General features: G+C 51.5%; 13 protein-coding genes. 4 read left to right on the top strand and 9 right to left on the bottom strand.

The genetic code is table 11. The features are described from left to right. The first annotated feature begins 554 nt into the window (after nt 1-554). Both LG201_RS07045 and LG201_RS07040 read left to right on the top strand, forming a co-directional pair. Nucleotides 555-2,588, top strand: coding sequence for an LTA synthase family protein (locus tag LG201_RS07045; RefSeq protein ID WP_226771450.1), 2,034 nt, complete (start codon nt 555-557; stop codon nt 2,586-2,588). Further along, nucleotides 2,575-3,297 carry a phosphatase PAP2 family protein gene (locus LG201_RS07040; protein ID WP_226771449.1) on the top strand — a complete coding sequence of 241 codons (723 nt, stop codon included), beginning with the start codon at nt 2,575-2,577 and terminating at the stop codon, nt 3,295-3,297. Before LG201_RS07045 ends, LG201_RS07040 begins: the two co-directional genes overlap by 14 nt. 30 nt (nt 3,298-3,327) lie before the next feature. Here LG201_RS07040 and LG201_RS07035 read toward each other — a convergent pair whose 3' ends face one another. The 4 genes from LG201_RS07035 to LG201_RS07020 all read right to left on the bottom strand — a co-directional run bounded on the left by LG201_RS07035 (nt 3,328) and on the right by LG201_RS07020 (nt 5,801). Next, a complete protein-coding gene (locus LG201_RS07035; protein WP_226771448.1) occupies nt 3,328-3,552 on the bottom strand; it encodes a DUF3820 family protein in 225 nt (74 codons plus the stop codon). 2 nt (nt 3,553-3,554) lie between these two features. Continuing rightward, entirely contained in the window at nt 3,555-3,938 is a 384-nt protein-coding gene (locus LG201_RS07030; protein WP_226771447.1) for a DUF4144 domain-containing protein, read from the bottom strand. A gap of 202 nt (nt 3,939-4,140) precedes the next feature. After that, entirely contained in the window at nt 4,141-5,295 is a 1,155-nt protein-coding gene (locus tag LG201_RS07025; protein WP_226771446.1) for an MFS transporter, read from the bottom strand. Next, on the bottom strand, nt 5,292-5,801 hold the full coding sequence (locus LG201_RS07020; protein ID WP_226771445.1) for a MarR family winged helix-turn-helix transcriptional regulator: 510 nt from the start codon (nt 5,799-5,801) through the stop codon (nt 5,292-5,294). The genes LG201_RS07025 and LG201_RS07020 overlap by 4 nt, the downstream gene beginning before the upstream one ends. 255 nt (nt 5,802-6,056) lie before the next feature. On the opposite strand from LG201_RS07020, the gene LG201_RS07015 reads away from it, so the two are divergent. Beyond that, entirely contained in the window at nt 6,057-6,371 is a 315-nt protein-coding gene (locus LG201_RS07015; RefSeq protein WP_226771444.1) for a hypothetical protein, read from the top strand. Between the two features lie 40 nt (nt 6,372-6,411). Here the strand turns inward: LG201_RS07015 and LG201_RS07010 are convergent, their stop codons facing one another. Both LG201_RS07010 and LG201_RS07005 read right to left on the bottom strand, forming a co-directional pair. Further along, nucleotides 6,412-7,761 carry a sensor histidine kinase gene (locus tag LG201_RS07010; protein WP_226771443.1) on the bottom strand — a complete coding sequence of 450 codons (1,350 nt, stop codon included), beginning with the start codon at nt 7,759-7,761 and terminating at the stop codon, nt 6,412-6,414. 17 nt (nt 7,762-7,778) lie between these two features. Continuing rightward, a complete protein-coding gene (locus tag LG201_RS07005; RefSeq protein WP_226771442.1) occupies nt 7,779-8,477 on the bottom strand; it encodes a response regulator in 699 nt (232 codons plus the stop codon). Between the two features lie 205 nt (nt 8,478-8,682). Between LG201_RS07005 and LG201_RS07000 the strand changes: the two genes are divergently transcribed. Beyond that, nucleotides 8,683-9,177, top strand: a complete 495-nt coding sequence (locus LG201_RS07000) for a Spy/CpxP family protein refolding chaperone (RefSeq protein WP_226771441.1) — start codon at nt 8,683-8,685, stop codon at nt 9,175-9,177. A gap of 131 nt (nt 9,178-9,308) precedes the next feature. Here LG201_RS07000 and LG201_RS06995 read toward each other — a convergent pair whose 3' ends face one another. The 3 genes from LG201_RS06995 to fdhF are packed head-to-tail and all read right to left on the bottom strand — an operon-like array spanning nt 9,309 to nt 13,233. After that, entirely contained in the window at nt 9,309-9,548 is a 240-nt protein-coding gene (locus LG201_RS06995) for a formate dehydrogenase subunit delta (protein WP_226771440.1), read from the bottom strand. After that, a complete protein-coding gene (fdhD, locus tag LG201_RS06990) occupies nt 9,545-10,381 on the bottom strand; it encodes a formate dehydrogenase accessory sulfurtransferase FdhD (RefSeq protein WP_226771439.1) in 837 nt (278 codons plus the stop codon). The genes LG201_RS06995 and fdhD overlap by 4 nt, the downstream gene beginning before the upstream one ends. A 2-nt stretch (nt 10,382-10,383) precedes the next feature. After that, nucleotides 10,384-13,233, bottom strand: a complete 2,850-nt coding sequence (gene fdhF / locus LG201_RS06985; protein WP_226771438.1) for a formate dehydrogenase subunit alpha — start codon at nt 13,231-13,233, stop codon at nt 10,384-10,386. Nucleotides 13,234-13,292: the final 59 nt, after the last annotated feature.

The raw sequence follows: 13,292 nt of genomic DNA, 5'->3' as shown, positions 1-13,292 counted from the left end.
AGATGGGGTTTTTTGTTTGATTCTCGTTTTTTACTGTCTCTATATGGAGACGTATTGCCCATGCAAATAAACGGGTATGGTTTTATAAAGTTGTTAAAAAACATTGGCTTATTAAATCTGGCACGATAAGTGCTATATATCCACTAGAAGGACAGACCGCTTGTAGGTCTATCTTCGAGTCTTAGCCATCCCCCCCTGGCGAAAGACTCAAATACGACGCCGGACTTATGTCCGGCGTTTTCTTTTTCAGCGCAGCTTTCTTGGTTGGCCTTCTTTCGCTGATATTCATTTTCCAATATGCAGGATGATTCCATCATACGTTTTTTGCAGACTCTCGATTAAGGTCTGCAAACAATGTGAATATTTTTGTTGATTCAAGCAGGTTCAGTATTGACATTGTGCGTGGTCGAATCAAAGGTATTTTTTTAATTTATACATTTAAATCAATAAGATAGTGTTTTTGTTTTGATGATTTAAAAGATGTGCCTCGCGAAAAATATAGCTGGTATGCAGATTGCCAAATAAGTAGCACCACTATTTGGAATTCAACTGCAATGTCCTCACATCCTGTTTTATCACGCCTATCTCCTACTCTTGCCAAGTCATCAGCGCTTAAACGCTCGTTGCCATTTGATTTGGTGCTTGCCATAGTTGCTCTGGTGTTGTGGCAATTACTCAGACTGGCATTGTGGGTAGACGTGGGTCAGCAAGATCAGCTTGCATGGAAAGGCTCATTCAACGCACTGGGTATGGGGGGCTGGTTTGATATTTGGACACTAGCCTATCTCCTTGCGCCACTTTTCCTATTAAGCAGTGTTCTACCAAATAGGCTACGTCTTGGTCGATGGGCAAACCGGATGCGCTGGTTCATGCTCTTGATCGCAATAGCGGCGCTAATCTTTGGTGTTGTGGCAGAATTTATTTTCTGGCAGGAGTTCACTACACGTTTTAACTTCATTGCGGTGGATTACCTGATTTATACCCATGAAGTGATCGGTAACATCCGTGAGTCCTACCCGATTCCACTGATGTTGGGGGGTATAGGCTTGGTGAGTACCGTGCTGTGGTTGTTAGTACGCAAGTGGGTGAGTTTTAGGGTGGTAGCACATACCTTGCGCGGCCGTACCCTGATGATGACATTGGGCTTGGGTTTGCCGATAGCGGCTACTCTGTTCGCCAATCTTGATCAATCATCATCCACTAACCACTATGCCGAGGAACTGGCTGGCAATGGCTTGTTTTCACTGGCGGCGGCGATGCGACGTAATGAACTGGATTATGACAAGTTCTATGCCACCATGAAGCCCAATGATGCCCAGCAGGTGCTGGCTAAGCTAGGTGTGACTTCCGGGAGACAGGTGCCGGGGTCAATGCCTGTACATCTGGCGAGTTTGAACGGGGCCTCTCCCATTGAGAGTCATGCGACGCAAACCGCATTACCATCGTCGTTTGCGCGTAGGCCTAAAAATATTGTACTGATTACAGTAGAAAGTCTTTCTGCGGAGTACCTAGGTAGCTATGGCGGCAATCAACAGTTGACGCCCCAGTTGGACAAAATTGCCAGTGAAGGCCTGCGATTTAGCCATCTGTATGCAACAGGCACGCGCACGGTACGTGGCCTGGAGGCTTTGTCTCTTGGGACACCTCCCATTCCTGGGCAAGCGATTATCCATAGACCGAATAATGAACACTTGGCCACATTGGGGGAGTTGCTGCAAGACCAGGGCTTTGCCAGTTATTTCATTTATGGCGGGTATGGGTATTTTGACAATATGAATCACTACTTCCGCGGCAATGATTACCGTGTCGTTGATCGTACTGATTTTGATCCCAAGAGTATTGCGACAGAAAACATCTGGGGCGTGGCGGATGAAAGCCTGTTTGACAATACCTTGCACGAGCTGGATCGGGCCAGTGCTGAGGGCAGGCCATTCATGGCCCAGATCATGACCACCAGCAACCACAGGCCTTATACCTTCCCGGAGCATAGAGTGCAGGCAGAACAGGGCACACGGAAAGGGGCGATTGAGTATACCGATTATGCGATAGGACGTTTTATTACACAGGCCAAGGCCAAGCCATGGTTCAAGGACACGCTGTTTGTGATTGTGGCCGATCACTGTGCTTCGGTGGCAGGGAAAACCAGCCTGCCAGTGGGCAAATACCAAATCCCACTGATTTTCTACGCACCTGACATGCTACAGCCAGGCGAGTACAGCCGCATGGCCAGCCAGATTGATATTGCGCCTACGCTGATGCAGATTCTGGGCCAGCCTCAAGATACTTTCTATGGCGAGTCACTGTTTGCTGAGCACTTGGCTGAACCGCGTGCATTTATCAGTAACTACCAGGATCTGGGATATTACAAGCATGATCACTTGATTGTGCTGTCGCCCAAGGGCAAGGTGCAGGCATTCAAGATCGACCCTGCAAGTTATGAAGCTACGCCGGCACCTGTAGACTCACAGTTGCTGAAGGAGGCGATTGCCTATTATCAGACTGCGTCCAATGCCTTCAAGCATGGGGAGTTGAAATTCCATCATCCGCACCGTGTGCTTGCCGCAGGAGAGCCACATGGTCGTGGATAATGCTATGAGTAGCTTGCCTTACCGCACAATTGTGAGCGGTTTATTGATCTCTGCGCTACTGCTGCTTTTTCTGGAACATTTCACAGAGATGGATTTGCAACTGGAGGACTGGTTTTTTGACAAACACCTGAACGATTTCCCGTGGCGTAATGCCTGGTTTGCTACAGATTTTGCGCATGAGTGGCTGAAGAGCATCATTATCAATAGTGGATTGCTGATGCTGGCGCTGGTGATTATTGACCGAGTCTATCGTATACGTCAGATCTCGGATTTTGTTCGCTATCGCCTGCAGCTGATTGCCTTATCCTCAGTATTGGTTCCTGCCGTGATTCGTGGCCTTAAGCGCCACTCTGCGTTGAGCTGCCCTTGGGAAATCGAACGCTATGGAGGTCATCTGCCTTACCTCAAAATGTTTGACCATATTCCTGTAGGTTGGCATGCCGGACATTGCTTTCCTGCCGGGCATGCAAGCACAGGTTTGTGGCTGGCTTCAATTGCAGTGTTTTGGCTGCCGCACAATCCTAGAAAGGCCGCCTGGGTATTTATCGGGGGATTGAGCATAGGTCTCTCCATGGGTTGGATACAGCAAATGCGTGGCGCTCATTTCCTGAGCCATACATTGTGGTCAGGCTGGGTGGCCATAATGGTGATTTTCTTATTGACCTTGGCTTACCGGAATAAAATATTCAAGCTTAGTCATAAGCAATAGTGAATATCTGTCATTGCCTAGTGATGGACGTCAATGGCCAGATTGTTTCTGTCTTAATGGTGCCAGCAGCGATGACAGGCCGTTATGGTCCAGCTCCTGCATCAATGCCAGCAGCCGGCCAATTTCCCCTGGGGGAAATCCCTCACGTGCAAACCAGTTGAGGTAGTTGCCCGGCAAGTCTGCAATCAAGCGGCCTTTATGCTTGCCATAGGGCATAGTCCGCGTCACCAGTAGCTCAAGGTCTTCGGGCTGCATGATTATGACCGCTCCATGCTGGGGATGAGGGAGATGGCATCCTGGATATTGGCGGCCCCTATCTTGGTGGTGCAGCACAGGCCTTCCAGCATGGCATGCGCTCTTACTAAGGTCAGTATTTCATTCAACGATAGTCTGGTGTTCTTTAACTTCAATTGCCTGGGGCCAGTGATGACATAGACACGGCCAGCTGAGTCTATGAATCGGGCATCTCCTTGAGATGGAGGCCAGGCGTTCCAGCTCTGTTGGTCTGCAATATAGTCCAGTTCATCATCGCCTGCATGCTGGATAATGGCTGGCCAGTGGATGGTGTCGTCGTGCATGAGTTTGTGAATATCCTGCCTTAATTTTCCGCTGTTATGTCTTGGCTGATCATGATGATCCATGCCGCCCGCTTATCATCATGATCAGCCAGCGTAATTGTAATGTATATGCCTAATGGCAAAACTGAAAGAGCGCTCATCAGCAGATTTTGATTGCAAAGAACCCTGGCGCTTTACGCCTGGCTGATCGTATCTTCTGACGTATCAAATTGTTTTCGCAAGATAATCACCATGCATTGTCCTGAGCACAATGGCTAGCTTGTACTCAGGACATACTCCTTGCATATTGTTTGGGGTTAAAACCGGTTGCCATGATCAGTAATCCGGCAAATACTCCAGCCAGTAAATACCACGTGAGGTTGAAGCTGTTCAGCTCATCCCTCAATATTCCTGCCAGCATGGGAGCGGTCCCGGCTAGCAAGTAACCAACTCCCTGAACGCGTGCTGTCAGTATGCCTGCTTCCCGTGGATCTGGCAGGTGGTCCATGCTGACGATCAAGGTGAGTGGAAATAAAGCACCGACACCGCAGCCTGCCAGAATGACGCCTATCCATGCCATCGTGCCGTGCATAGTCAGGCATAACAAGCCGATAATTGCCAATGACAGCGCCACTATCAGCCACGGCCTGCGGTCTGGATATCTAGAGGCTAGTTGTGAGAGAAACAGGCCTGATAAGACCTCAACACCACTGAGCAGGGATAGTGCTAAACCGGCCTGAGTAGGGCTATAGCCTATATCCATAAAGTGCGGAGGCAACCAGGCCAGCATGCAGGTAAAACCTGACGTTCCTAATCCAAAAAATACAGCAAGCCGCCAGAATCGGGCATTAATGGGTACCGAAGACACGGTATCTGCCCGCTGTTGGGATGCATGGCGCTTGGGCACCTGTAGCCAGAACAGCCAGAGTGCGGGCAGCGCTAATATGCCCCAGAGCCCGAGTGCAGCTGCCATGCTGGCATGATGCATAAGCTGGGGTGCCAGCGCGGCTGAGATGGCTGCTCCCCCCATGATGGCTGCCACGTAAAATCCCATGTAAGACGCAGTTTTTTCTGGCCACAAACTTTTGATGATGGTGGGAAATACTGCTTGGATCAATGCAATGCCCAACCCAGCCAAGATGGCAGAAATAACCATGACCATTGGTGACCAACTGCATAACCGCCATAAGGTGGTGATGCCGATCAGCCACAAGGCAAATGTGACAATCTGTCTAGAGGAGTAGTGTTGTAACAAGCGATTGCTGAATAGGGCACCCAATCCCATCATCAGGATAGGCAGGCCATTCAACAAGGAAATCCAGCTGTAGTTAAGATGCCAAGTCGCTAGTAGGCTATCGGTGAGTGGGCCTATCGTGGCCATGACGGGGCGTAAGTTGATGCCGATCGCGAACAGCAGACAGATAGTGAGTAGGCTCTTCATGCTTCACTCCTGGCATCCAGTGCCAGCAGCAACGGGCGCAATCCCTGGTTAATGACATGTTGCTGACTGGGCTCCAGGCTATTGAGGCTGCGTTGCAGCTGCTGCAGGTAACTATCCAGCAGCGGCTCAAACAGGAGGCGGCCTTCGGTGGACAAAATCACGTCTATGCTACGCTTGTCTTCAGGGTTCTCTGCACGTTGAACCAGGCCTTTTTCTGTGAGGGTAGCTAACCGGTTAGTCATGGCACCTGACGTGATGAGCAGGCGTTGATAAAGCGTAGTGGGGGAAAGGCGGCCACCATTGCGGTATAAGGTTGCCAGCACGTCAAATTCACCTTGGTTAAGGCCTGCATTGACAATAACCGGCATGATTTCCTTGGTCAGCAGGGTGACTGTGCGTAACAGGCGCGTGGCAAGCTCCATGTGTGAGAAATCTTTCCCGGGAAGTAATTGATTCCAGCTGTTGATTAACAGGTCAATATGATCGTTGTCGGGAGATTGAGACATTAGTTATCTTAACATTAAGTTAATTTGTCTTTATATTAAGATAACTAATAAGGTAATACAAGTGCTTGGATTTAAGTAGGCTGCCAGCAATCAATCAGGGCGTAGTAATAGGATGAATAATGAAATGGTGGATGACCTTCTCTACCTCATCAGCCAATTCCTACAACATCTTCAGGACCATCCTACTGCCATTTTGAAGTCAGGCGGGCATGATGCCCCCAATCTTAATTAATCGCGATCACGGGTATAAGCGCTATGGAATTATTCAAGGTATGTGTTGCATTTGATGACACTGGGGATATTCATTTCAGTGATGCATTTGAGCAGGAAAATCTGATCTGGCTTGCCCTGAGTTGGGAGTGCGATGCAACAGGAGTACGCAAGAGGCCTGAGCGTATTGTGGGGTTGCCCAAGGATCACTTGAAAGCGACTACCGACTCTTTGCACTATGAGTACCTGCTGCCCCGTTCTTTGCCCGCGACGCTGAAAACCGCGAAAAGCGCTGCCGAGGTGCCGGATGGATATTGTGTTCAGTTCAAACCGGATCTAACTTTCTCCAGCCTGCATTAGCCATATTGATGGCGGGCAGGATGTCAGGCTCAGATCCCGCTTAATCTGCCTGAATAACGACAATATTGGATGGAAAAGTGGTGTGGACGCACAAACCTCCATCTTCGCAATTACTTAAGACGATGGTGCCTTGGTGGCGCTCAATCGCACGTTGGGCGATCGCCAGTCCCAACCCATATCCCACATTGGCGGGCTTGTCAGCACCAGGTACACGGTAAAATGGCTGGAATACCTTGCTAATTTCATTCTCTGGCAGCCCGGGGCCATGGTCACGTACTTCTACCAGAATTTCCTGTTTATCATTCTTGCTCACCGACACTTCCACGGTTTCGCCAGCATGGTTATATTTCAGCGCGTTACGGATAATGTTTTCGAACGCACGTCGCAGCAATTCATAATGTCCTTGCATCAATACTTCGTCAGAGGCATTGAAGTTTATGCTGCTGCCCACGGCTTGCGCTTCAAAGTTGGCATCTTGCACAATGTCTGCCAGCAGATCGGTCAGGCTGATGTTATCGCTGCTCTCGCTGCCTATTCCTGCTTCCAGGCGAGATAAGGTCAGCATCTGCCCCAGCAGTTCATCCAGCCGCTCGGTTTCACGCTCAATGCGGCTTAATGCGGATGCCAGCTTGTCTGGTTGCTGTTGAGCCAAGCCTATTGCCAGACGCATGCGTGCGACCGGCGAGCGCAGCTCATGCGATACATCGTGCAACAGCAGGCGCTGTGCATCCAACAGGGTTTGCAGGCGAGTGGCCATGTAGTCAAAATCCTGGCCCAGCTCTGTCAGCTCATCGTTACGGTCTTCCAGCTCGGGGCTCACTCGTGTGCTGAGGTCACCTTCCGCCAGCTTGCGGCTGGCCTTGCGCAACAGCTTGATTGGGCGGCTGAGGTATACCGCAAAGCCTGCACTGAATAGCAGGCTGGCCAGCAAGGCAATGAAAATTTGCAGCTCCAGGCTGTATTTCAAAGGGCCGGCTGAGTCAGCGCTGGTAGCAGGGATGAATAAAATATATTCGTTACCTGTTTCGGTAGTGACCTTGCGTACACTGGTCGGCGGAGGGTCTAGCGTGAGGGCATTGATGGCCTGGCGTAAGGTGTCTGGATGTACTTCACGCCCCAGGATATCTGCATCATGGTCGTTGATAATGAGCACTGTAGGTCGTTTTTGCCCAGGCCAAGTGTCGAAAAGTGCCTTGGCACCATCTTCATTGCCATATTGCAAGGCATTGGCTGTGATGCCGACTACAAAGTCAGCGCGCCGATCGCGCAAGAATCCCTCTTCCGTCGATGGCGATTTCTCATTCAGATAAATCGCACCACCAACCCCACCAACTGTCACCAGCAAGGTGAGGGAGAAACCGATAAAGATTTTCCAGAATAGACGTCCCATGATGATGTCCCCGGGTTTTAGCCAGCAATAAACTGGTAGCCAACGCCACGCACCGTTTGTATCGGCGAGCGACCATCTTCCAGCAGCCCCAGCTTTTGCCTCAGGTTACTGACGTGGACATCAATGCTGCGGTCATAGCGGCTTTCAGCACGTCCCAATGCCTGGCTGAACAAATCTGCCTTGCTGACGACATGACCAGCATGGCGCGCGAGCACTTCCAGCAATGCGTATTCGCTGGTGGTGATATCCAGTGGTTCACCTTTCCATTCAATGATGCGCTCGGAAGGGTAGATGGCAATCTTGCCGACACGGGTGATGTTGACGTTCTGCTGGGATTGCAGGACTTCATCACGTACCACAACCCGGCGCTGGATGGCGCGTAACCTGGCGACCAGTTCTCGTGGGTTGAAGGGTTTTGACAGGTAGTCATCAGCACCCAGTTCCAGCCCCACGATCCGGTCTATTTCATCGCCTTTGGCGGTCAGCATGATGACCGGGATCTGGCTGCTGCCACGGATAAGCCTGAGGGTATCAAAACCATTGAAACGCGGCATCATCACATCCAGCACCACGAGGTCAAAGTCACCAGACAATGCCAGCCGTGCACCCTGTTCGCCGTCATGCGCGATTTCCAGCGTGAAATCCTCAGCACCCAGATACTCTTCCATCATCTGACAAAGCTCGACATCATCGTCGATGAGCAGTACACGTAGCACGGTATGTTGCCCCTTCTAAAAAAATAACAGGTGTTGATTTTGCCGCATGAGAGTACTGCAGAAATGCCATATTACAAAGTTTTACCAAGTATTACACCGACCAGACGCAAGCATACAAACATTTGACCAGAATAGGACTCGTAACAGTCAGGCAACGCAATCAAGCGGTTTGTCATTTTAAGGTTACTCTAGAAGGAGCATCAAAATGATCAGGACACGTAAGTTATTGGTATCTTCCGCCATTCTGGCATCTTCCCTGCTGGCGATGAATATTGCAGCGAGTCATGCGGAGTCGGGTGACCAGAAGTGCGACAAGTATAAAAAGCACGTCTCTTTTGATGGACGCCATGGTTTTTCAGAGGGCCGTTTTCTTGAACACAAGCTGCGTCCGCTCAATTTGAGTACGGAGCAGCAAGCCCAGGTGAAGCAGATTTTTGAAAAACAAAAGCCAGTGTTTGCCGAGAAGCGACAAGCGATTCATGACGCCTACAAAGCGCTGGCAGCAGCTTCCAGCAGTGAGCGTTATGACGAAAAAAATGTGCAGCAGCTTGCAAGTCAACAAGCCAACATACAGGCGGATCTGATTGTATTGCGTACCAGCACCCTGCATGAAGTCTACAAAGTGCTGACACCGGAGCAGCAAAAGAAGTGGGCAGAATATGAGTCCAAGGTAAAAGCCAGACATGCCGAGAAAGCTTAAACGGATTGTGTGAATAATTAAAAACCCGGATTTAATACCGGGTTTTTAATTACGGAATGGCAGTCATTCTCTGAGTCCATCCAATCGACCCAGTGCGGTCATGTCTGGAAGTAATGACTTACGTCGGCTAATCAGGTTGGTTGAGCAGCATTCTTGATATGGACATGTTCACGGATGGCGTTTAATACCAGCGGTTGCAGTCCGGTGTCCGTAGTCTGGGCAATATGGTCAAGGATTTGCTGTCGCATCTGGGGGGCCCAGAAGCGGGTGAGGTGGCTGGCGATATCCTGTTTTGCCTGTTCCTGGTCAGGATAGGAGCGAAAGAAATCACCGATCTGGTTGGCCATTTTGACCAGGTGTTCTATGTTCATGCCAGTTCCTTATGCAAAAGCCGCTCTGGGCAGCTATACACTACATGTTGCTGTTTGCGTGCAAACCCTACTAGCGTTACACCGCATGCTTGTGCCATGCGGATGGCAAGTCCGGTAGGCGCTGAAATAGCCACCAGCATGGGGATGTTGGCACTGGCAGCTTTCTGCACCATTTCATAGCTGGCACGGCTGGAAGTCAGCACAAAGCCTGGTGTTTGCTGCCCTTGTCGGGCGCGAGCACCTATCAGTTTATCCAACGCGTTATGGCGACCTACATCTTCACGCACCATGAGCACCTCGCCTGTCGGACTGACCCAGGCACTGGCGTGAGTGGCACCAGTTCGGCCTTGCAATGCCTGCAATGCCTGCATGTTACGTTGCGCCAGATAAATGACTTCAGCGTCAAAGTGGATATCCTGTGCCTGTATCGGATTGGGGATGCGAATGGCCTGGTCCAGGCTTTCCGATCCGCAAAGGCCGCAGCCAGTGCGGCCAGTCATGCTGCGACGGCGTTCCTTAAGGTGCTGGAAGTTCTCCGAGGCAATCTCCATCTGCAGTTCTATGCCATTGACCCGTTGCACAACTTCCATGTCATACAGATCCTTGGCGCTGGAGAGTATGCCTTCACACAGGGAGAATCCCAACGCAAAGTCGGTAAGGTCATCGGGTGTTGCCAGCATCACGGCATGTGAAATGCCGTTATAGATCATGGCAACAGGGACTTCCTCTGCTACGCGGTCCTCAAGCTGGCGTAACTGACCATCCTCGTACTTCAGGACCGTGACCGTACTGTCAGTAGACTCACCCTCTATCAAGAATTCAGACTGTTTCATCACTATTCCACGCGGGCTTCATCCCGCTGTTGGGCCAGGGCAATCTGTTCGTCGCTGAATTCCTGGTAGTTGCGCTGCCATTCAGACAGCTGCGTGACGCGTGTGACCTCAACCGCAGTCACCTTGAATTCAGGACAATTGGTTGCCCAGTCCGAGTTGTCGGTGGTAATGACGTTGGCACCTGACTCGGGATGATGGAAGGTGGTGTAGATCACCCCGGGTTGCACCCGCTCGGAGATTTGAGCGCGCTGCACCGTATTGCCAGCGCGGCTGGTAATACCTACCCAGTCGCCATCTGCAATACCTCGATCCTCAGCGTCGTGTGGATGGATTTCTACCCGGTCTTCAGGGTGCCATGCCACATTCTCGGTGCGCCTGGTCTGTGCACCAACGTTGTAATGCGACAGTATACGCCCCGTCGTCAGGATGAGCGGGTACTTGCTGTTGACCTTTTCGGAGGTAGGTACGTATTCGGTGACCATGAATCTGCCCTTGCCACGTACAAATTCATCTACGTGCATGATAGGCGTGCCAGTCGGATGCTCCTCGTTGCATGGCCACTGTATGCTGCCCAGTTCTTCAAGACGCTGGGCACTCACGCCATGGAAAGTCGGGGTCAGCCTGGCAATCTCATCCAATATCTCGGATGCATGTTGATAAGGCATGGGGTAGCCCAGTGCCTCGGATAACATGGCCGTGACTTGCCAGTCCTCATATCCGTTCTTGGGCGTCATGACACGTCTGACGGGCGAAATACGGCGTTCTGCATTGGTAAAGGTGCCGCTCTTCTCCAGGAATGAGCAACCGGGCAGGAACACATGCGCGTACATTGCGGTTTCATTGAGGAACAGGTCTTGCACGATCACGCACTCCATGGAGGACAGCGCATGGGTGACATGCTGGGTGTTGGGATCTGATTGAGCGATATCCTCACCTTCGCAGTAGAGTGCCTTGAAACTGCCATCAATCGCAAAGTCCAGCATATTGGGAATGCGCAAACCTGGCTCGTTATCCAGTGGTCTGCCCCAGGCATTTTCAAACAAGGCGCGGGTTGCGTCATCAGAGACATGGCGATAGCCTGGGAACTCGTGCGGGAACGAACCCATATCGCAGGATCCCTGCACATTATTTTGCCCACGCAAGGGATTGACCCCTACGCCTTCGCGGCCGATGTTGCCGGTAGCCATTGCGAGGTTGGCAATCCCCATGACCATGGTAGACCCCTGGCTATGCTCGGTGACGCCCAGGCCGTAATAAATGGCCGCATTGCCACCAGTTGCGAATAGTCGTGCCGCGGCCCGCACGTCTGCAGCGGACACGCCTGTTGCTTCCTGCATGGCCTCGGGGGAGTGCTCTGGCTGCGCAACAAATTCGCTCCAGTATTCAAAGGAGTCCCATTCGCAACGGCTGCGTACAAATGCTTCATCTACCAAGCCTTCGGTGACTACAACGTGCGCCATTGCGGTAATCAGCGCTACATTGGTGCCTGGGCGCAACTTCAGGTGATAGTCTGCCTTGACGTGTGGACCGGATACCAGATCGATGGCCCTGGGGTCTGCAATGATGAGTTTGGCACCTTGGCGCAGACGGCGTTTCATCTGTGAGCCGAAAACCGGATGGCCGTCAGTGGGGTTGGCACCGATGACCATGATGACGTCTGACTGCATGACCGAGTCAAACGTCTGAGTGCCTGCGGATTCGCCCAGTGTTTGTTTAAGGCCATAGCCTGTAGGGGAGTGGCAAACGCGGGCGCAGGTATCCACATTGTTGTTGCCGAAGGCTGCACGCACCAGTTTCTGCACCAGATAGGTTTCCTCATTAGTACAGCGTGAAGAGGTGATAGCGCCTATGGAGTTGCGGCCATGCTTGGCTTGTATGCGTTTAAGTTCACTAGCCGCGTAACTGATGGCCTCCTCCCAGGAGACCTCCTGCCATGGATCCTGGATACTTTTGCGGATCATGGGGGTGGTAATGCGGTCTTTATGGGTGGCATAACCCCAGGCAAATCTGCCTTTGACGCAAGAGTGGCCATGATTGGCGCCGCCGTTTTTGTCCGGCACCATGCGTATCACTTGCTCGCCCTTCATTTCGGCGCGGAATGAGCAACCAACGCCGCAGTAGGCGCAGGTGGTAATCACGCTGTGCTCGGGTTGACCGTGGTCAATCACGGATTTTTCCATCAGGGTGGCAGTCGGGCAAGCGGTGACGCAAGCGCCGCAGGATACGCATTCAGACTCGAGGAAGTTGTCGAAATTGCCCGCCGCCACTTTTGAATCAAAGCCTCGGCCTGAAATAGTGAGGGCAAACGTACCCTGGGTTTCTTCGCAGGCGCGTACGCAACGCGAACAGACAATGCACTTGGAAGCATCAAACTGGAAATAGGGATTGGAAACGTCTTTTTCTGCATCCAGGTGGTTGCTGCCATCATAGCCGTAGCGCACTTCACGCAAGCCGACTGCCCCCGCCATATCCTGCAGTTCGCAATCACCATTGGCGGAGCATGTGAGGCAATCCAGCGGGTGGTCTGAGATATATAGCTCCATCACACCGCGGCGTATATCGGCCAGTTTTGGACTTTGTGTATGCACCTTGAGGCCATTGTCCACCGGGGTGGTGCAGGAAGCAGGGTAGCCGCGCCTGCCTTCTACCTCTACCAGGCATAGTCGACATGAGCCAAAGGCTTCAAGGCTGTCGGTAGCACATAACTTGGGTATGCTGATGCCCGCCTCTACGGCGGCATGCATAATCGAGGTGCCTGCGGCAACGGTAATCTGTCTACCGTCAATTTCCAGCGTGACTTGCTGATCAGTTACGCGGCTCGCTGGGGTGCCGTAGTCTGCTTGCTTGTCCATCACTTTCTCCTCTTACTTCCTTGAAGCAAGACCCTGCATTTTTATGTGAAGCGTTTGAA

It is taken from the genome of Methylobacillus gramineus, from assembly GCF_020532675.1.
GTDB classification, from domain to species: Bacteria; Pseudomonadota; Gammaproteobacteria; order Burkholderiales; family Methylophilaceae; genus Methylobacillus; species Methylobacillus gramineus.
Note: the sequence above shows the minus strand (reverse complement) of the source record. Positions and strands in the feature narration are given on the sequence as shown.